Source organism: Streptomyces sp. TLI_185 (assembly GCF_003814765.1).
Taxonomy (GTDB): domain Bacteria; phylum Actinomycetota; class Actinomycetes; order Streptomycetales; family Streptomycetaceae; genus Streptomyces.
The window spans coordinates 1,908,443-1,926,584 of record NZ_RKRB01000001.1 but is presented as its reverse complement, the minus strand read 5'-3'; the positions used below and the strand labels follow the sequence as shown (position 1 = coordinate 1,926,584).

At 70.1% G+C, this 18,142-nt stretch carries 12 protein-coding genes and 2 pseudogenes; 7 read left to right on the top strand and 7 right to left on the bottom strand.

Annotation, left to right across the window (positions count from 1 at the left end; genetic code table 11):
* Positions 1-130 precede the first annotated feature (130 nt).
* On the top strand, positions 131-3,016 hold the full coding sequence (gcvP, locus tag EDD92_RS08715) for an aminomethyl-transferring glycine dehydrogenase (protein ID WP_123963777.1): 2,886 nt from the start codon (positions 131-133) through the stop codon (positions 3,014-3,016).
* Positions 3,017-3,063: 47 nt separating this feature from the next.
* Here the strand turns inward: gcvP and EDD92_RS08710 are convergent, their stop codons facing one another.
* The 3 genes and pseudogenes from EDD92_RS08710 to EDD92_RS08695 form a co-directional block, all read right to left on the bottom strand.
* Positions 3,064-3,483 carry a molybdopterin-binding protein gene (locus EDD92_RS08710; RefSeq protein WP_123970323.1) on the bottom strand — a complete coding sequence of 140 codons (420 nt, stop codon included), beginning with the start codon at positions 3,481-3,483 and terminating at the stop codon, positions 3,064-3,066.
* 88 nt (positions 3,484-3,571) lie between these two features.
* A pseudogene (locus EDD92_RS51005) lies at positions 3,572-4,385 on the bottom strand (ATP-binding cassette domain-containing protein); the annotation flags it as partial.
* 315 nt (positions 4,386-4,700) lie between these two features.
* Positions 4,701-5,096, bottom strand: a complete 396-nt coding sequence (locus EDD92_RS08695) for a molybdopterin-binding protein (protein WP_123963776.1) — start codon at positions 5,094-5,096, stop codon at positions 4,701-4,703.
* Between the two features lie 104 nt (positions 5,097-5,200).
* Between EDD92_RS08695 and EDD92_RS08690 the strand changes: the two genes are divergently transcribed.
* Positions 5,201-5,800, top strand: coding sequence for a DUF1707 domain-containing protein (locus tag EDD92_RS08690; protein ID WP_123963775.1), 600 nt, complete (start codon positions 5,201-5,203; stop codon positions 5,798-5,800).
* 297 nt (positions 5,801-6,097) lie between these two features.
* On the opposite strand, the gene EDD92_RS08685 is transcribed toward EDD92_RS08690, so the two are convergent.
* Both EDD92_RS08685 and EDD92_RS08680 read right to left on the bottom strand, forming a co-directional pair.
* Positions 6,098-8,047: an APC family permease gene (locus EDD92_RS08685; RefSeq protein ID WP_123963774.1), complete on the bottom strand. Its 1,950-nt coding sequence runs from the start codon at positions 8,045-8,047 to the stop codon at positions 6,098-6,100.
* A 348-nt stretch (positions 8,048-8,395) separates the two neighbouring features.
* A complete protein-coding gene (locus EDD92_RS08680; RefSeq protein ID WP_123963773.1) occupies positions 8,396-9,970 on the bottom strand; it encodes a Na+/H+ antiporter in 1,575 nt (524 codons plus the stop codon).
* A gap of 320 nt (positions 9,971-10,290) precedes the next feature.
* Between EDD92_RS08680 and EDD92_RS08675 the strand changes: the two genes are divergently transcribed.
* Entirely contained in the window at positions 10,291-12,105 is a 1,815-nt protein-coding gene (locus EDD92_RS08675) for an NAD-binding protein (RefSeq protein ID WP_260326415.1), read from the top strand.
* A gap of 84 nt (positions 12,106-12,189) precedes the next feature.
* On the opposite strand, the pseudogene EDD92_RS08670 reads toward EDD92_RS08675, so the two are convergent.
* A pseudogene (locus EDD92_RS08670) lies at positions 12,190-12,405 on the bottom strand (GPR1/FUN34/YaaH family transporter); the annotation flags it as partial.
* A gap of 382 nt (positions 12,406-12,787) precedes the next feature.
* Here EDD92_RS08670 and EDD92_RS08665 point away from each other — a divergent pair.
* From EDD92_RS08665 to EDD92_RS08650, 4 genes are read left to right on the top strand one after another with little or no spacing between them, the layout of a single operon-like run.
* Positions 12,788-14,083, top strand: coding sequence for an extracellular solute-binding protein (locus tag EDD92_RS08665; protein ID WP_123963772.1), 1,296 nt, complete (start codon positions 12,788-12,790; stop codon positions 14,081-14,083).
* A 6-nt stretch (positions 14,084-14,089) separates the two neighbouring features.
* Entirely contained in the window at positions 14,090-15,106 is a 1,017-nt protein-coding gene (locus EDD92_RS08660) for a carbohydrate ABC transporter permease (protein ID WP_123963771.1), read from the top strand.
* A gap of 53 nt (positions 15,107-15,159) precedes the next feature.
* Positions 15,160-15,924 carry a carbohydrate ABC transporter permease gene (locus tag EDD92_RS08655; protein ID WP_260327292.1) on the top strand — a complete coding sequence of 255 codons (765 nt, stop codon included), beginning with the start codon at positions 15,160-15,162 and terminating at the stop codon, positions 15,922-15,924.
* A gap of 53 nt (positions 15,925-15,977) precedes the next feature.
* Positions 15,978-17,030, top strand: coding sequence for an endo-1,4-beta-xylanase (locus tag EDD92_RS08650; protein WP_123963769.1), 1,053 nt, complete (start codon positions 15,978-15,980; stop codon positions 17,028-17,030).
* Positions 17,031-17,091: 61 nt separating this feature from the next.
* Here the strand turns inward: EDD92_RS08650 and EDD92_RS08645 are convergent, their stop codons facing one another.
* Positions 17,092-18,138, bottom strand: a complete 1,047-nt coding sequence (locus EDD92_RS08645; protein WP_123963768.1) for a LacI family DNA-binding transcriptional regulator — start codon at positions 18,136-18,138, stop codon at positions 17,092-17,094.
* Positions 18,139-18,142: the final 4 nt, after the last annotated feature.

Genomic DNA, 18,142 nt, shown 5'->3' with positions numbered 1-18,142 from the left:
ACGGTGAAAGCCGGACGCCCTCGGGTGATCCGGTGAAGCTCTCAGGTTGAGATGACAGAGGGGGAGGCCGTCCGGGTACCCGCGCCGTGGTGCCCCTCGAAGGTCGTGTCAGACCAGGAGGCCTCCGCAAATGACCGCCCATCGCATTCCGCTCTCCGAGCTCGAACAGGGGATCCCGTTCGAGCAGCGCCATATCGGGCCTGATCACGAGGCACGGGCCAAGATGCTCGCGCACGTCGGATACGGCTCGCTGGACGAGCTCACCGCCGCCGCGGTGCCGGATGTGATCAAGAACTCGGATGCGCTGGAGCTCCCGGGTGCGCGCACCGAGGCCGAGGTGCTGGCCGAGCTGCGGTCGCTCGCCGACCGGAACCAGGTGCTCGATTCCATGATCGGCCTCGGGTACTACGGGACCTTCACCCCGCCCGTCATCCTGCGCAATGTGATGGAGAATCCCGCCTGGTACACGGCCTACACGCCCTACCAGCCCGAGATCTCGCAGGGGCGGCTCGAGGCGCTGCTGAACTTCCAGACCATGGTTGCCGACCTGACCGGGCTGCCCACCTCCGGGGCCTCGCTGCTCGACGAGGGAACGGCCGCCGCCGAGGCCGTTGCGCTGTCCCGGCGCATGGGCAGGAACAAGAAAGGCCTGTTCCTGATCGACGCGGACGTGCTGCCGCAGACCATCGCCGTGATCGAGACCCGTGCCGAGCCGACGGGTGTGGAGGTCGTGGTCGCCGATCTCAGCGACGGCATTCCGGCCGAGGTCGCCGGGCGTGAGATCAACGGTGTGCTCGTCCAGTACCCCGGCGCCTCCGGCGTCGTACGCGACATCAAGCCGCTCATCGACCAGGCGCACGAGCTCGGTGCGCTCGTCACCGTTGCCGCCGACCTGCTCGCGCTGACTCTGCTGAAGTCGCCCGGGGAGCTCGGCGCGGACATAGCGGTCGGGACCACCCAGCGCTTCGGTGTGCCGATGGGCTTCGGCGGGCCGCACGCGGGCTACATGGCGGTGCACGAGAAGTTCGCCCGCAGCCTGCCCGGACGGCTCGTGGGTGTGTCCGTGGATGCCGACGGGCACAAGGCCTACCGGCTCGCGCTGCAGACCCGTGAGCAGCACATCCGGCGGGAGAAGGCCACCAGCAACATCTGCACGGCCCAGGTGCTGCTCGCCGTCATGGCGGGGATGTACGCCGTGTACCACGGGCCGGAGGGGCTCAAGGCGATCGCGCGGCGCACCCACCGGTACGCCACGAACCTTGCCGCGGGGCTCGAGGCCGGTGGGGTCGAGGTCGTGCACGGCTCCTACTTCGACACGCTCACCGTGCGGGTGCCCGGCCGCGCCGGCGCGGTGGTGGCCGCCGCGCGGGAGAACGGCGTCAACCTTCACCTCGTCGACGCCGACCACGTGTCGATCGCCTGTGACGAGACCACCGCCCGGGCCCAACTGGGCGCCGTGTGGACCGCGTTCGGCGTCGAAGGCGACATCGAGGCGCTGGACGCGGCGACCGAGGACTCCCTTCCCGCCGGTCTGCTGCGCACCGACGACTACCTGACCCACCCGGTCTTCCAGCAGCACCGCTCCGAGACCGCGATGCTGCGCTACCTGCGCAGGCTCGCCGACCGTGACTACGCGCTCGACCGGGGCATGATCCCGCTGGGCTCCTGCACCATGAAGCTCAACGCGACCACCGAGATGGAGCCGGTCACCTGGCCCGAGTTCGGGCAGCTGCACCCCTTCGCGCCCGCCGAGCAGGCACAGGGCTACCTCACCCTCATCCGTGAGCTGGAGGAGCGGCTCGCCGAGGTCACCGGCTACGACAAGGTGTCCCTGCAGCCCAACGCCGGATCGCAGGGCGAGCTGGCCGGACTGCTCGCCGTACGCGGATACCACCGGGCCAACGGCGACGAGCAGCGGACCGTGTGTCTGATTCCGTCGTCGGCGCACGGCACGAACGCCGCCAGTGCCGTGATGGCCGGGATGAGGGTCGTCGTCGTGAAGACCGCCGAGGACGGCGAGATCGACGTCGAGGACCTGCGGGCGAAGATCGAGCAGTACCGCGACGAGCTGGCGGTGCTGATGATCACGTACCCCTCCACGCACGGTGTGTTCGAGGAGCATGTCGCCGACATCTGCGCGCAGGTGCACGAGGCCGGCGGGCAGGTGTACGTCGACGGCGCCAACCTCAACGCCCTGGTGGGGCTTGCCAAGCCGGGGCACTTCGGCGGTGACGTCTCGCACCTCAACCTGCACAAGACCTTCTGCATCCCGCACGGCGGCGGCGGTCCGGGTGTCGGGCCGGTCGGTGTACGGGCGCACCTGGCGCCGTATCTGCCGAACCACCCGATGCAGCCGGCCGCAGGACCGGCAACGGGTGTCGGGCCGATCTCTGCGGCTCCCTGGGGTTCCGCGGGCATCCTGCCGATCTCGTGGGCGTACGTCCGGCTCATGGGCGGCGAGGGGCTGAAGCGGGCCACGCAGGTGGCCGTGCTGAGCGCCAACTACATCGCCAAGCGGCTGGAGCCGCACTACCCCGTGCTCTACACCGGTCCGGGCGGGCTCGTCGCGCACGAGTGCATCATCGATCTGCGTCCGCTGACCAAGGCGACCGGCGTGAGCGTCGACGACGTCGCCAAGCGGCTCATCGACTACGGCTTCCACGCGCCGACGATGTCGTTCCCCGTGGCCGGCACGCTGATGATCGAGCCGACCGAGTCCGAGGACCTGATCGAGCTGGACCGGTTCTGCGAGGCGATGATCGCCATCCGTGCGGAGATCGAGAAGGTCGGGGCGGGCGAGTGGCCGGCCGAGGACAACCCGCTCCGCGGTGCGCCGCACACCGCAGCCGCGCTCGGTGGGGAGTGGGAGCACGCGTACTCGCGTGAGGAGGCCGTCTTCCCGGCCGGGGTGTCGGCCGCCGACAAGTACTGGCCGCCGGTGCGCCGGATCGACCAGGCCTTCGGTGACCGGAACCTGGTGTGCTCGTGCCCGCCGCTGGACGCGTACGACGACTGAGGCAGTAGCCGTGGAGGAGGGCCCCGCTTCGGCGGGGCCCTTTCCCGTTACGCCGTCGCGAGTGAGATCTCCGTCGACTTGATCAGGGCTACGACGGGTGTGCCGTTGGTCAGGGCGAGGTCCGTGACGGCGTCCCTGGTGATCGCTGAGGTCAGTTCGCCGCCGTCCACGGCGACCTTCACGGAGGCCATCGCGCCGCCCGTGGTCACCTCGGTGACCGTGCCCGGCAGCTGGTTGCGGATGGACAGGCCCTCGACCGGGGCGGTGGCCAGGGAGACCTCCGTCGACTTCACCAGGGCGCGTACGGCGGTGCCCGAGGCGAGGCCGAGCTCCTCGGCGGACTCGAGGGTGATCGCCGCGGTGATGTCCTGGCCGCCGGTGAGGCGGACCTTGACGGTGGCCATGACCTCGCCCGGGGTGATGGCGGTGACCGTCCCGGGGATCTGGTTGCGGATGCTCAGGCTCATGGGGCTCATGGGGAACGCCTCGCAGGGGGTGGGGGATTGAGGGCTTCGTGTCCGGGTCCACCGTAGCCCCAATGGGGTGTTATGCCGGTTATGCGAGTGTCTGCGTCACCTTGGCTATCGCGCAGACCGTGGCGGCCGGGTGCAGGTCGAGTTCGGTCGCGACGACCGTGGTGAGGTCGGCGGGTTGCGGGCGCTGGAGCCGGGGGGCGGGTCACGGAAGAGGGTGACGGCACTCGGCGGGAACGCCGTGAACGCCGGGCCGAAGAGGATCTCCGTGGCGGTGGTGGTGGGGTCGGCGTCCGGGTGGACGGTTTGGCCTTCCGCCTGGCCCTTGTACAGAGTGAGGCCGACCGGCTGGGCGATGTAGTCGGTGCGGGGTACGGGGGGCGGGCGATGTCGGAGGGGGTGCCCTCCAGGACGACGCGGCCTTCTTCGATGACCACCAGGCGGTCGGCCGGCACCATGGTGTCCAGTGGATCGTGTGTGACGAGGAGAGCGATTCCCTCGAACTCGGCCAGGTGGCGGCGGAGTCGGGCCGTCGGGCCCGTACGTCGGGGCGGGGGTTGGTCGCCAGGGCGCGGGCGAGGGCGACGCGCTGGGGCTGGCTGCCGGAGAGGTGGCGGGGCTTGGTGACGGCGTGGTCGGCGAGGCCCACGCGGGTCAGCCACTCGGCCGCCGCGGTTGGGGACTCGGCCTCGGTGGCGTCCTGGCAGCGGGGCCGAAGCCGCGTTGTCCAGAGCCGTGAGGTGGGGAAAGGGGAAGTGGTCCTGGAAGACGACGCCGAAGGGGCGCGACTCGCGGGGTGTACGGGCCAACTCGGTGCCGTACAGGCGTAGGTGGCCGTCGGTGGTGAGGCCGGCGAGGGTGCGTAAGGCGGTTGTCCGGGAGGAGACCTTGTCGCCGCCGGTGATGCCCGCGGCAAGGCTGCCGCTGCCGCGGAGCTGAAGGCGGCCTTTGTGTTGGGGTGGGCATTCTCGAACTTCTTGCCCTGGGTGGTGAAGCTCTTCTGGAGCGAGGCGGCGGCAAAGACGGTCACGGTGCCGGACAGCTTCGGCGACTGGGACGCCGGTGCGGAGGAGCCCGACGTGGCGGACGAGGAGTCGTCGGAGGAGGAGCAGGCGGTCAGGGCCGGCAGCGCTGCGGATCCTGCACCGGCAGCCTGCCGGGTCCGGCGGGGCGGTGCGCTGGAACGGTGCCGTGGCGGGAGTCGTTCGGGGTCAGGTGCGGTCGATGTGCACGTTGGTCGACTTCACGCGTGCGGTGGCCTCCATTCCGACCTCGAGGCCGAGCTCCTCCACGGCCTCCCGGGTCAGCAGGGAGACCAGGCGGTGCGGGCCTGCCTGGATCTCGACCTGGGCCGCCACGTCGCCGAGTTTGATCGCGGTGACGATGCCGGGGAAGGCGTTGCGGACCGAGGTGTAGGAGGTCTCCTCCTCGGCGCTGCCGGCCTTGGCGAGTTCGACGGAGAAGGCGGCCAGGTCCCGGCCGTCGATGAGCCGTCGGCCGCCCTCGTCGCGATGGGTCGCGACCCGGCCGGCGTCCGCCCAGCGGCGTGCGGTGTCGGGGCTCACGCCGAGCAGTCGTGCTGCCTGGCCGATTGTGTAGCTCTGCATGCGGTCACGATAGGGCGGGGAACGGGCCCTGGTGGACGTGGGGTTGAGCGTTGGGTATAACGCGATATAGCGTCAGTCCGACGTCGGGGATTCGGGGTGTGGGTATGTCGGCTGAGCTTTCACGCAGTGGCGTGGCGTCGCTCGATCTGAGGGCCTCGCATGCGGACCGGGACCGGGTCGTGGAGGTGCTGCGCGTCGCGGCCGGGGACGGTCGGCTGACCGCGGAGGAGCTGGACGAGCGGGTGGAGGCGGCCTTGACCGCCCGTACGCTGGGCGAACTCGCCGTTCTCACGGTGGACCTGCCGGAATCGGCCTCGGAGGTCGCCGGCAAGGACGTCGACCGCATCGAGCAACGGGGCGCCTCCGCCCGGCGCGGTGACGGCTGGGTGGTGCCGCGGCGGCTGGAGATCGACTCGGAGTGGGGCGAGGTGACGCTCGACTTCACCGACGCGGTGATCGCGCACGACACCCTGGACATCGAAGTGGACCTGCGCGGAGGCGCACTGAAGCTGCTGACCCGGCCGGGCGTCGTGGTGGACACAGACTCGCTGGTGCTTGAGTACGGGAGCGTCAAGAACCGTTCGGCGGCCGGTTCGGGCGTGCCTGTGGAACTGCGCGTCGAGATTCACGGCCGTATGAACTTCGGTCAAGTGGTGGTACGTCCGCAGCGGCGCGGATTCCTCACGAGAGTCCCGAAGCCCTGAGCGCCGCCTGGGCGGTCTCGTCGTCGATGCGGTGGCCGAGGCCACGGCGACGAGGGCGTCCGTTCGGACCATGCGGCGGTGAGGCGGGCCGCGTACGGCGAGCCGGCCCGGGTCCGCCGGGGTGTGCCGATGTGCGGCTCCGCCGCGGGGGCTCGATCTGCCTCGATCAGCCGTCGATCGTCTGCCGCGCCGCCGTGGCTGGTCGCGCCCCGCGGCGGAGCCGCACATCGATACAGCCCCGCGCCCCTTCAGGCCTTCAGGGCGCCTCCGCGGCGGAGCTGTACAGGGGAACCTTGTTCAGCCCGTGTGGACGCGTGGCCTGCGGGCCCGGTCCGGTTCCGCCTCGCGCAGGACCTCTCGGGTGACCGGGGCGACCTCGCCCTGGCCGAAGAGGAAGAAGCGCAGGAAGTTGGCGAAGGGGTTTCCCTCGGTCCACTCGAAGTAGATGTGCGGGGTGCACTTGGTGGAGTCTCGGACGTGCAGGAGCAGGGCGGCCAGCGCGTTCGGGATGGAGGAGGACTCCAGGGTCAGTACCCGGTAGCGGTTGTGCAGGACCTCGCCGCGCACCGTCAGGCCCGCTTCGAACTCGGAGGGGTCGAGGACCGTGACCTCGACGAAGACGAAGTCCTCGCCGGGGATGTCGTTGTCGTTCTGGATCTGCTCGATCTTGTCGCGGTACTCGGCCTTGTCTCGTTTGTCGGGCTCGTTGGCGATGAAGCGGATCTTGCGGCTGGACATGTCGCGGATGAAACGTTCCGCCATGTCGTCCAGGGTCACGCTGGTCACGCGCAGCTCGAAGGCGCGGGCGAGCCGGGACAGCAGGGAGACCAGGATGATGCCGGCGATGAAGCAGGCGCCGATCTTGACGCCGTCCGGGCGCTCGACGACGTTGGCCACGGTGACGTAGAGCAGGACCGCCGAGACGGTGGCGAAGCCGATGGTCCAGTTCCGCTGCTGCGCGCGGCGGGCGGCGATGGTCACCGCGATCGCGGCCGAGGACATCAGGACCAGGACGCCGGTGGCGTAGGCGCCGCCCTGGGCGTCGACGTCGGCGTCGAAGATCCAGGTGACCAGGAAGCCGATCAGGGTGAAGACGATCACCATCGGGCGCACGGCACGGGCCCAGTGCGGGGCCATGCCGTAGCGGGGCAGATAGCGGGGCATCAGGTTGAGCAGGCCGGCCATCGCGGAGGCGCCGGCGAACCACAGGATCGCGATGGTCGAGATGTCGTAGACCGTGCCGAAGGCGTTGCCCAGGTATTCGTGCGAGAGGTAGGCGAGGGCGCGTCCGTTGGCCTGGCCGCCCGACTTGAACTCCTTCTCCGGGATCAGCACGGTGGTGATGAAGCTCGTCGCGATCAGGAACACGCTCATGATCAGGGCGGCGGCCGTGAGGAGCTTCTTCGTGTCGCGGATGCGGCCCTTGGGGTTCTCCTCCGTGTCGCCCGGGTCGCCCTGGACGTGCGGCATGACCGCGACGCCGGTCTCGAAGCCGGAGAGGCCGAGCGCCAGTTTGGGGAAGACCAGCAGGGAGACGCCGATCATGGCGAAGATGTTGCCGTGTTCCGTGGTCAGGGCGCTGGTCCAGTCGGTGACCAGGTGGCCCGCGGTGAGGACGTGCCAGAAGCCGACGACCACGACGACCACGTTGAGCCCGAGATAGACCACCACCAGGGCGACCGCGACTCCGATCGCCTCCAGGAAGCCCTTGAGGAACACGGCGCCGAGCAGGGCCACCAGGATCAGGGTGATCAACATCTGCTGGCCGTGCAGGGTGCTCTGCAGATGCGGGTTCTCGACCAGGTGGGTCGACGCGTCCGCCGCCGACAGCGTGATGGTGATCAGGAAGTCGGTGGCGGCGAAACCGAGCAGGGTCAGGACGAACAGCTTGCCCTTCCAGAACGACAACAGCCGCTCCAGCATCGCGATCGAACCTTCGCCGTGCGGGCTCTCCTCGGCCACCCGGCGGTAGACCGGCAGCGCGCCGGCGAGCGTCACGATCACGAGGACGACGGTCGCCACCGGTGACAGCAGGCCGGCGGCCAGGGCGGCGATGCCGGGCTGGTAGCCGAGGGTCGAGAAGTAGTCGACACCGGTCAGGCACATCACGCGGTACCAGCGCTGCCCCTTGTGCGCGGGCTCCGGCTGGGCGTGCGGCGCCTGCTGGACGCCCTTGCCCATGTCGGACAGGCCCTCCAGCATCCAGGCGCGCAGGCGACTGGGAGGCGGGTGCTCGGTCGTGGCCATCGGCGTGCTCCTGATGTGCGGCTCAGCGTGTGGATTCCGGCCATCACGCGGACGGCGGCACCAGCGTAAGCGGAGAGTGACGCATGGGCCCACGGATGAGGCGGGCGACGGCGTCAAGCTTCCGTTAAGACTCGCTGCTCGGCTGGAGCGGCGCCCAGGAAGGGATCTTTTGGAATGGTTAGCGGTTGTTTGGGCCGTCTGAGGGAGGGGGCCCGGCGATCGGGACCGGATACCCAGCGTCATGGCGTGTGTGGAGGTGACGGACATCGATGGCGGCAGTTCGCGAACTCGGCACGGAGGAACGGTCGGTGGTGGGTGGGGCGCTGCCGTGGGCGGGGCCGTCGTGGCTCAGATGTCCGTCAGGCGGGCTTCCTCCAGGTCCAACGACCGCTGCAGCCTCCTGCGCGTCGTGTCGCTGATGGCGTGTTCGTCGTACAGGCGCTGCAGCTCCACTGCCTCGAAGGCGATGACGTCGCGGCGCAGCTGGCGGTAGACCAGGTCGGCGGATTCGCCAGGGGCGCTTTGGCCGGTGGGGTCGGTGAGTCGGTCGCGGGCGTCGTCGAGGCGGGCGGTGAGGCCGCGGCGGAGGCGGTCGAGAACGACCTCGGGGACGGCCTCCAGCTCGGAGAGTTCCTCCAGGCGCCGGATGCCCGCGTCGGCGAGGCGGCAGCGGGCCGCGGCCTCCTCGCGCTCGGTGTGGTCGGGTTCGAGGGCGATGCCGGAGCGGCGGACCACGGGGGCCAGGGTGAAGCCCTGGACCACGAGGGTGACGACCACGACCGAGGTGGTCAGGACCAGTACCAGGGGGCGGTCCGCGAGCGCCGCGCCGCTCTTCGTGGTCTCCGGGATGGAGAGCGCCGCGGCCAGTGGGACCACGCCCCGGGTGCCCGCCCAGGTCAGCACCATCGGGACGCGCCAGTTCATGGGACGGATGCCCCCCTTGCGCTGTACCACCGCCGACAGGGGGGCCAGCCACAGCAGCCGGACGGCGACCAGAGTGCCGGCGACCGCGAGCGCGTACAGCGGCCACGCCCGGTGGCTGTGGGACAGCGCCTGTACCTGGGCGGGCAGAGCCAGACCGATGAGCGAGAACACCACGCTCTCCAGCAGGAACACCACGGTGCCGTACACCGCGTGCAGCTGGAGCCGGATGGGTGCGTTGGTGAGCTTCTCGCCGCGTCCGCCCAGGACCACTCCGGCCACCACGACCGAGGTGACGCCGGAGGTGTGGGCCGCCTCCGCCAGGACGTAGGCGGCGTATGGCGTGACCAGGGCGATCACCGTCTCCAGGACCGGGTCCTCGGTGCGCCGCCGGATGAGTGTGACGACGTGGGCCACGGCCGCGCCGATCAGTGTGCCGCCGCCCGCCAGCACGGCGAACTCGCCGCCCGCCGCGCCCCAGTTCGCCGCCGCGGACGCCACGGCCAGGCTCACCGCGACCCGGAACAGGACCAGCGAGGTGGCGTCGTTGAACAGGCTCTCCGCCTGGACCAGGACCTGGACCCTGGGAGGCAGGGCGAGGCGTCTGCCGAGTGCCGTGACCGCCACCGGGTCGGTGCTGGCCAGGACGGCGCCCAGCACGAACGCCATCCGCCACGACAGGGGCGTCACCAGCGAGGCCACCGCGCCGACCGCCGCCGCCGACGCCAGGACCAGGCCGATCGCGAGGATCCCGACCGGCTTCCACACCGCGCGCAGCTCGCGCCAGGACAAATCCTCAGCGCTCGCGTACAGCAGCGGGGGCAGTACGACCAGGCCGATGATCTCGGGGCTGGTCTCGATCTCGGGGGTGCCCGGCAACAGGGCCACGGCGAGGCCGGCGACGACCAGCAGGGACGGTGCGGGGATGCGCCGACGGTGCGCGAACGTGGCCACCACGGTGGCCAGTACGACCAGTGCGAGTACCGTGCCGACGCTGCGCATGCCTTCCCCCTGGGGCCTTCACGGGAGCCACCGTGGCTCCCGGCCGACCAGACTTCCCGGCACACCGCTTTCACCCTATCCGCCTCGCGCACGTCAAGACAGTGTCAACGCTCTTGACGTGGGCTGTGGCGGTTGACCTGGACCGTGGCGGCTGATTCGGGTCGGTGCGGCGGCGGGGCGGAGGTTGTTGGCATGTTCTTGGCGAAGTCTTGGATCCCGGGCGGCCTCCCGCCGGAACTGCCCTCGCGAGCTGCGGCGTTCTGCCTGATGTGACATCGACTCTCCCCATCGGCATACCCCCCGGCCAGAGATCGCAGCACATGGTGATCTGCGGCGACGACGCTCTCGCGCACCGGCTCGCCGTCGAACTGGACGCCGTGTGTGGCGAGATCGTCACGGTCGTGCTGCCGTCCGCGAGCGACGAGCGCGGCGCGGAGATCGCCGCGCTGCACGACGACCCGCACTCGCCGGTCGAGCTGCACGTCTCCGTCCGCCCCGACGAGCGGGCCCTGCGGACGGCGGGTGTCGAGCGGGCCGCCGCCCTCGCCCTGACCTACCGGGACGACCAGGTCAACATGACCGCGGCGCTGCTCGCCCGGACCATCAACCCCTCGGTGCGGCTGGTCGTCCGTATGTTCAACCGCGAGCGCGGCCGCCATCTGGAGCGGCTGCTGGACCGGGCGGCGGGACTGTGCGACGACCTCGCCCAGGACACCTCCACCACGGTGCTCTCCGATGCCGACACCGCCGTACCGGAGCTGGTGGCGGCCGCCGCTTTGGGCCACGGGCACACCCTCGAGGTCGAGGGCAAGGTGTTCCGCGGTGTCGTACGGCCCGCAGGGTCCCCGCCGAACGTCACCGACCTGGCCACTCTGGCCGTCCTGTCCGGCGCCCACCAGGACGACCCTGCCAGCCAGGACAGCGCGGAGACGCCCGGCGAGGAGGGCACCCAGCTGCTGCCCGACACCCGGACCGCCCACCACCGGCAGTTCACGCACGGCAGGCTGATGCTGGAGGAGGTGACCCACCACGCGTCCGAAGCGACCGCCCGCGCGCGGCGCCTGCACCCCCGACGGTGGCTTCGGGCACGGCTCGCACACCTGCCGTGGAAGGTCTTCCTGTCCCATCAACTCGCGGCCGTCTACGGGGCATTGACGGCGGTGGTCCTCGCGCTGGCGACCGCCACCGCGCTGTTCGCCGACGAGCATCCGTGGTGGAAGAACTTCTATCTGCCGCTGCTGGACATCTTCACCATGGGCGACCCGGCCACCGAGGAGTCGGTGGCCCGACGAGTGCTCCAACTCCTGGCCGGCTTCGTGGGGTTGGCCGTACTCCCGCTCGTGGTCGCCGCGACCATGAACGCCACCGAGGCCTTCCGCACCGCCTCGGCGAGTCATCCGCCCGACGACGGCGTCAACGGCCACATCGTGCTGGTCGGTCTGGGGATGGTCGGCACCCGGGTGCTGGACCGGCTGCGCGCCACCCACCACCAGGTGGTGGCCATCGAACGCGACCCGCAGGCCCGCGGCGTCGCCCTCGCCCGCCGGCTCGGCACTCCGCTGATCCTGGAGGACGCCACGGCCCCCGGTGTGCTCGAACTGGCCCGCGTCCGGCAGAGCGGCTCGCTGCTCGTCCTCACCCGCGACGACGGCCAGAACCTCGACATCGTCATGGCCGTGCGGGAGACCAACCCTGCCGTGCGGGTGGTGACGCGCCTGTACGACGACGCGTTCGCAGCCACCGTGCAGCGCACCCTGCGCGCTTCCTACCCGGACGCCCTCACCCGGAGCAGGAGCGTTTCCGCGCTGGCCGCTCCCTCGTTCGCCGCCGCGATGATGGGCCGCCATGTGCTGGGGGTGATGCCGGTGGAGCGGGGCTCGCTGCTGTTCACCTGCGTGGACGTGGCCGGGCACCCCGAGCTGGAGGGGGCGCTCCGTGCACGAGGCGTTCCGGGAGAACGAATGGCGTGTGCTGGCCGTCGGGACCGCCGCCGGGCCGCTCCCCGCGTCGGAGGCCGAGGGCGGCCTCACCGGGCTGCATCCCGACCGGACGGGCTTCGACTGGCGTCCCGCCCAGGGACGGACCCTGCGGCCGGGCGACCGTGTCGTCCTGGCGACGACGCGGCGCGGCCTTGACATCCTGATGACGGGGGTAGAGCCGCATTCCGCGGACCGGCGGCAGTAACTGCGGCTGAGCGCTGTGCGGTGATGCGCCGTCAGGGTGCCCGCGACGAACTTCGCGTAGGCGGCGTACGCGAGCCGGAGCGCTCCGAAGGAGGAGAAAGCGGTCGCGCCGAAGGTGTTGCCCTTGCGGAACTCCCGCATGCCGGCCAGCAGCTGGGCCGGCCCGCCAAACAGAAGAGTGCGAGGGGGGACGAGGGGGAGGACCACCGCGACCAGGTTCTTGTCGGTGATCAGGTCCGCGTTGAAGACCATCTCCGCTTCCCTCTGTGATCTGGATCACGTGGATGCGTGATTCAGTGCAGGAGTCACGAGTGCCCTTGTGTCCCTTTGGTGGCCGGTGGGCACACGCATCGCCGAACGGTGTGAAGCGGGCACTGAACGGTCCTGGTGGTTTCGTAATGTTCGCCCGTTCCGCCGAATGTTTCGCACCCTGCTTGGTGTGAAGCGCATGTGGTTGAGAGCAACGAGCCGAGATGGCGTGCGCGTTCTCCGCAGATTCACCGTGTACAAGGGGTTGCCACCCTTTGGGAGCTGTCTCTAGGGTGCGGCAACAACGCAGCTTTCTGGATCATCTCCGAAACTTTCGGTCCAGCGGACGGTCGTGGACGCGCCGTCCCTACCCAAGGAGCGCATTATGGGCGACCGGGCACTGTCCCGCCGCGGCTTCCTGGCGGCCTCCGCCGCGGCCGGTCTGGGCATGACGGCACTGAGCGGATGCGGCGGAGACTCGGACGGCGGGTCGTCGGACGGGACGACCACCATCGAGTGGTGGAACATCTCCACCACCGAACCCGCCAAGACCGTATGGGCCGGTCTGGCCAAGAAGTTCGAGGCCCAGAACCCCAAGGTGAAGATAAAGATCGTCCAGCTGGAGAACGACTCCTACAAGTCGAAGATGACGGCGCTGACCGCCTCCGGGAAGCTCCCCGACATCTTCCACACCTGGGGCGGCGGTGTCCTCAAGCAGCAGGTCGACGCCGGGCTCGTCGAGGACCTCTCCGACAAGACCAAGCCGTGGGCCGACGCCCTGCTGCCGGTCGCCAAGAAGCCGTACATCCTCGACGACAAGACGTACGCGATCCCGTTCGACATCGGCATGGTCGGCTTCTGGTACAACAAGGCGCTCTTCAAGCAGGCCGGCATCAGCACGCCCCCGACCACCTGGAACGGCTTCCTCGACGCCGTGCGGAAGCTGAAGGCCAAGGGCATCACGCCGCTCGCCCTCGCCGGCAAGGAGAAGTGGCCCGGCATGTACTACTGGGCCTATCTCTCGATGCGCACCGCGGGCATCGACGCGCTGCAGAAGGCCAGCGACGACAAGGACTTCACCGGCCCCGGGTTCGTCCAGGCGGGGCAGCACCTCAAGGATCTGGTCCAACTCCAGCCGTTCCAGAAGGGGTTCCTCGGCGCCGCCTACTCCACGCCCACCGGAGAGGCCGCGACCGTCGGCAACGGCAAGGCGGCCATGGAGCTGATGGGCCAGTGGGCCCCGAGCGTGCAGGCCGACGCCGGCAAGGGGCTCGGCAAGAACCTCGGCTTCTTCCCGTTCCCCGCGGTCGAGGGCGGAAAGGGCGCCATCACCGAGGTGTTCGGCGGAGGCGGCGGACACGCCCTGCGCAAGGGCGCACCGCAGGCGGCCGTCGACTTCCTGAAGTTCTTCGCCTCCAAGTCCACCGACATGGAACTGGTCAAGAAGACCGGCACCCTCCCGGTCGTCCAGGGCGCGGAGAGTGCCATGTCCGACCCCAACCCCGAAGCCGTACAGGCACAGCTGAAGGCCGCCACCGGCTTCCAGCTCTTCCTCGACCAGGCGTACGCCCCGGCCGTCGGCCAGGAGGTCAACGACAGCGTCGCCGCGCTCATCGCCGGCTCCAAGTCCCCCGAGCAGGTCACGCAGTCGATCACGAAGACCGCGAAGGAAGAGCAGTAGTCGGCGATGACCTCCACGTCCTCCACGTCCTCCACGTTCCTTCCGGACAAGCGGAGCGGCCCGGGCGTCGAACTCCCGCCCCCCGCCGCGGACTTCGCGCGGGGGCGGGCCCGGCGGCGGCTGCTGAACTGGCTCACCGCGGTCGGCTTCCAAGTGCCCGCGCTGGTGCTGTTCATCGGTCTTGTCCTGCTGCCGATGCTGTTCGCGCTGTACGCCGCCTTCTTCCGCTGGGGCGGCTTCGGGATGCCCTCCGACTACGCGGGCACCGACAACTTCACCCGGCTCTTCCAGGACGACGTCTTCCTTGGCGACCTGTGGCGCTGTCTGGTCCTGGTCGTGCTGTCGCTCGTGCTGCAGCTGCCGTTCGCGCTGGCGATGGCCGTGGCGCTCAACCAGCGGCTGCGCGGCCGCGCCGTGTACCGGATGCTGTTCTTCGCGCCGTACGTCCTGTCCGAGGCCATCACCGGCGTGCTGTTCAGCATGGTGTTCGCCCCGGACGACGGGCTCGCCGACCACGTCCTGGGCGCCATCGGCCTGGACGGCCTGGGCGGGGAGTGGTTCGCCGACCCCTCCTACGTCATGGCGACGCTGTTCCTCGTCCTGATGTGGAAGTACTTCGGCTTCCACATGATGCTCTACCTGGCCGGACTCCAGTCCATCCCGGCCGAGTTGACGGAGGCGGCGCTGATCGACGGCGCCGGGCCCTGGCAGCGCTTCCGCAATGTCACCCTGCCGCTGCTCGCGCCCACCCTGCGCATCAGCGTCTTCCTCTCCGTCATCGGGGCGATCCAGCTGTTCGACCTGGTGTGGGTGATCACCCAGGGCGGTCCCGACCACCACTCCGAGACGATGGCCGTGACCATGTTCCAGTTCGGCTTCAAGCGCTACCAGGTCGGCTACGCCAGCGCGATCAGCGTGGTCATGTTCGGCATCTGCCTCGTCTTCGCCCTCGCCTACCAGCGGTTCGTGCTCCGCCGCGACCTCGAAGGGGCCACCACGAACATGAGGGGAGACGGCAAGTGAAGACCCTGCGCAAACTGCCGTTGCACGTCGTCCTCGTCGCCGTCGGCGCGGTCATGATCGTTCCTCTGCTGTACGCCCTGCTGTCCGGCTTCAAGTCCACGGCCGAGCTCTCCCGCAACCCGTTCGGGCTGCCCGAACACTGGCTGACCGGGAACTACACCGACATCCTCGGCGGCGGCGACTTCTGGCGGCTGCTGGGCAACAGCACCCTGGTCGCGGTGGCGACGACCGTGCTGGTGGTCGCGGTGTCCGCGCTTGCGGCCTTCTCCTTCGCGCGGTTCACGTTCCGTGGGCGGGAGGTGCTGTTCACCTTCTTCACGATGGGGCTGATGTTCCCCTTCGCGGTGGCCGCCCTGCCGCTGTTCCTGCTCCTGCGCTATCTCGGCCTGCTGGACAATCCGCTGGGCGTGATCCTCCCGCAGGCCGCGTACGGGCTGCCGATGACCATCATCATCCTGCGCGGCTTCTTCCGGCAGATCCCGGGCGAGCTGGAGGAGGCGGCCACGCTCGACGGGTGCAGCGCCTTCGGGTTCTTCTGGCGGGTGCTGCTGCCGATGGCACGGCCGGCGCTCGGCACGGTCTCGGTCCTCGCCGTCGTCGCCAGTTGGAACAACTTCATGCTTCCGCTGCTGGTGTTCACCGACTCCAAGTGGTGGACGCTGCCCCTTGGCGTCGCGCAGTTCCAGGGCCAGTACTCGGCCGAATACGCGCGCGTCTTCGCCTACCTCGTCCTGGCGATGGTGCCCGCCCTCGCCCTGTACTCGGTCGCCGAGCGCCAGCTCGTCGGCGGCCTCACCGCCGGCGCCACGAAGGGATGACCGCGCGCCCGCGGACGTACGGCCCCGCACCACACACCGTGAGGAGTCGCACCATGCGCAAGACCACCCGTCTCAGACTCGCCGGAGCAGTCGCGGCCGCCCTGGTCGCGGCCGGCATCGCCACCGGCCCCGCGGCCCAGGCGAGCCAGAAGCAGCCGACGCTCGCGGAACTGGCCCAGCGCCACGGCCGCTACTTCGGCAGCGCCACCGACAACCCCGAACTCACCGACACCGCCTACACGGCCATGCTCGGCAGCGAGTTCGACATGATCACCCCCGGCAACGGCATGAAGTGGTACGCCACCGAGCCCCAACAAGGCGTCTTCGACTGGACGAACGGCGACGAGATCGTCAACCTCGCCCTTAAGAACCACCAGCGGATCCGCGCCCACACCCTCGTCTGGCACAGCCAGCTGCCCGACTGGCTCACCGGCCGCGAATGGACGGCGACCGAGCTGCGGGCCGTCCTGAAGAAGCACATCCAGACGGAGGTACGGCACTACCGCGGCAAGGTCTACTCCTGGGACGTCGTCAACGAGGCCTTCAACGAGGACGGCACCTACCGCGACACGATCTGGTACAAGACGCTCGGCCCCGGCTACATCGCCGACGCCCTGCGCTGGGCCCACCAGGCCGACCCGCACGCCAAGCTCTACCTCAACGACTACAACATCGAGGCGGTCGGCCCGAAGAGCGACGCCTACTACCAACTCGCCAAGGGCCTCAAGGCCCGGCACGTCCCACTCGACGGCATCGGCCTCCAGGCCCACCTGGCCCTCCAGTACGGCTATCCGACCAGCCTGGAGGACAACCTGCGCCGTTTCTCGCGGCTGGGTCTCGACACCGCGCTCACCGAGGTCGACGTCAGGATGATCCTTCCCGCGGACACGGAGAAGCTGGCTACTCAGGCGCAGTGGTACCGGAACCTGACCCAGGCGTGCCTGGCGGTGCGGCGATGCGTCGGAATCACCGTCTGGGACTACACCGACAAGTACTCGTGGATTCCGGCGTTCTTCCCGGGAGAGGGCGCCGCGCTCCCGTGGGACGAGCAACTGGCCCCGAAGCCCGCGTACTTCGCGATCAGGGAGGCGCTGGGAGGCAAGTAGGGGATTTCCGGAACGCCCCGGCGGTGCAGTGGGGAGCACCGCCGGGGTCCGGCACCCCCGGTCAGGGCGCCGGGGGTGCCGTGCTCGACCGCACCACCAGCTCCGTGCCCAGCTCCACCCGTGGTGAGGCGGGCTGTTCGCCGCGGGCCAGGCGCAGCACCGTGCGGACAGCCAGCTTGCCCATGTCGGCCAGCGGCTGGCGCACCGTCGTCAGCGGCGGGGCCGACCAGCGGACCTCCGGAAGGTCGTCGAAACCGACCAGGCTCATGTCCTGCGGCACCCGCAGGCCCCGTCGGCGCAGTGCCTCGATCGCGCCGAGTGCCATCTGGTCGCTGGCCGCGAACACGGCCGTGGGCGGTTCGGGCAGGTCGAGGAGGGTGTTGCAGCCGGTGAAGCCGGACTCGGGGTGGAAGTCGCCGGGGACGACGAGGGTTTCGTCGACCGCGAGGCCCGCGCCCTCCAGGGCGGCGCGGTGGCCGTCGAAGCGGGCCCTTGAGCACAGCAGCCTGGGCGGGCCCGCGATGAGGCCGATCCTGCGGTGGCCCAGGGACAGCAGGTGCTCGGTGGCCGCCATGCCGCCCGACCAGTTGGCGGCGCCGATGGTGGGGACGTCCAGGGCGGGGGAGCCCGCCGGGTCGACGACCACCAGCGGGACACCGAGGGCGCGCAACTCCTCGTGCAGGACCGGTTCCAGCGCCGAGGTGACGAGGACGACGCCGTCGGAGGCCCGGGCCCGCAGGTTGCGCATCCATTCGCGGGCGTCGCCGGAGCGGCCGTGGATCGCCGACACCACCGTGCCGACCCCGGCCGTGTGCGCGACCTCCTCGACACCTCGGATGATCTCCACCGCCCAGGGGCTGTCGAGGTCGTTGAAGACCAGGTCGAGCAGGGCGGCGCCGGTCGCGGAGGCGGCGGAGCGCCTGCGGTGGCCGTACCGCAGCAGCAGGTCCTCGACCCGGGCGCGGGTCTGCGGCGAGACGTCGGAGCGGCCGTTGACGACCCGGGACACGGTCGGCACGGAGACCCCGGCCTGCCGGGCGATCTCCGTGATCGTGACCTTGCCGAGGACCTCGGACGGCGCCTCGGCCCCGGCCTCGTCTGCTGCCAATTCC

What these genes read in the sequence shown, in the direction of transcription:
- gcvP (WP_123963777.1), top strand. Translation starts at nt 131, where the DNA reads ATGACCGCCCATCGCATTCCGCTCTCCGAGCTCGAACAGGGGATCCCG.
- EDD92_RS08710 (WP_123970323.1), bottom strand. Translation starts at nt 3,483, where the DNA reads ATGAGCCTGAGCATCCGCAACCAGATCCCCGGGACGGTCACCGCCATC.
- EDD92_RS08695 (WP_123963776.1), bottom strand. Translation starts at nt 5,096, where the DNA reads ATGCAGAGCTACACAATCGGCCAGGCAGCACGACTGCTCGGCGTGAGC.
- EDD92_RS08690 (WP_123963775.1), top strand. Translation starts at nt 5,201, where the DNA reads ATGTCGGCTGAGCTTTCACGCAGTGGCGTGGCGTCGCTCGATCTGAGG.
- EDD92_RS08685 (WP_123963774.1), bottom strand. Translation starts at nt 8,047, where the DNA reads ATGGCCACGACCGAGCACCCGCCTCCCAGTCGCCTGCGCGCCTGGATG.
- EDD92_RS08680 (WP_123963773.1), bottom strand. Translation starts at nt 9,970, where the DNA reads ATGCGCAGCGTCGGCACGGTACTCGCACTGGTCGTACTGGCCACCGTG.
- EDD92_RS08675 (WP_260326415.1), top strand. Translation starts at nt 10,291, where the DNA reads ATGGTGATCTGCGGCGACGACGCTCTCGCGCACCGGCTCGCCGTCGAA.
- EDD92_RS08665 (WP_123963772.1), top strand. Translation starts at nt 12,788, where the DNA reads ATGGGCGACCGGGCACTGTCCCGCCGCGGCTTCCTGGCGGCCTCCGCC.
- EDD92_RS08660 (WP_123963771.1), top strand. Translation starts at nt 14,090, where the DNA reads ATGACCTCCACGTCCTCCACGTCCTCCACGTTCCTTCCGGACAAGCGG.
- EDD92_RS08655 (WP_260327292.1), top strand. Translation starts at nt 15,160, where the DNA reads ATGATCGTTCCTCTGCTGTACGCCCTGCTGTCCGGCTTCAAGTCCACG.
- EDD92_RS08650 (WP_123963769.1), top strand. Translation starts at nt 15,978, where the DNA reads ATGCGCAAGACCACCCGTCTCAGACTCGCCGGAGCAGTCGCGGCCGCC.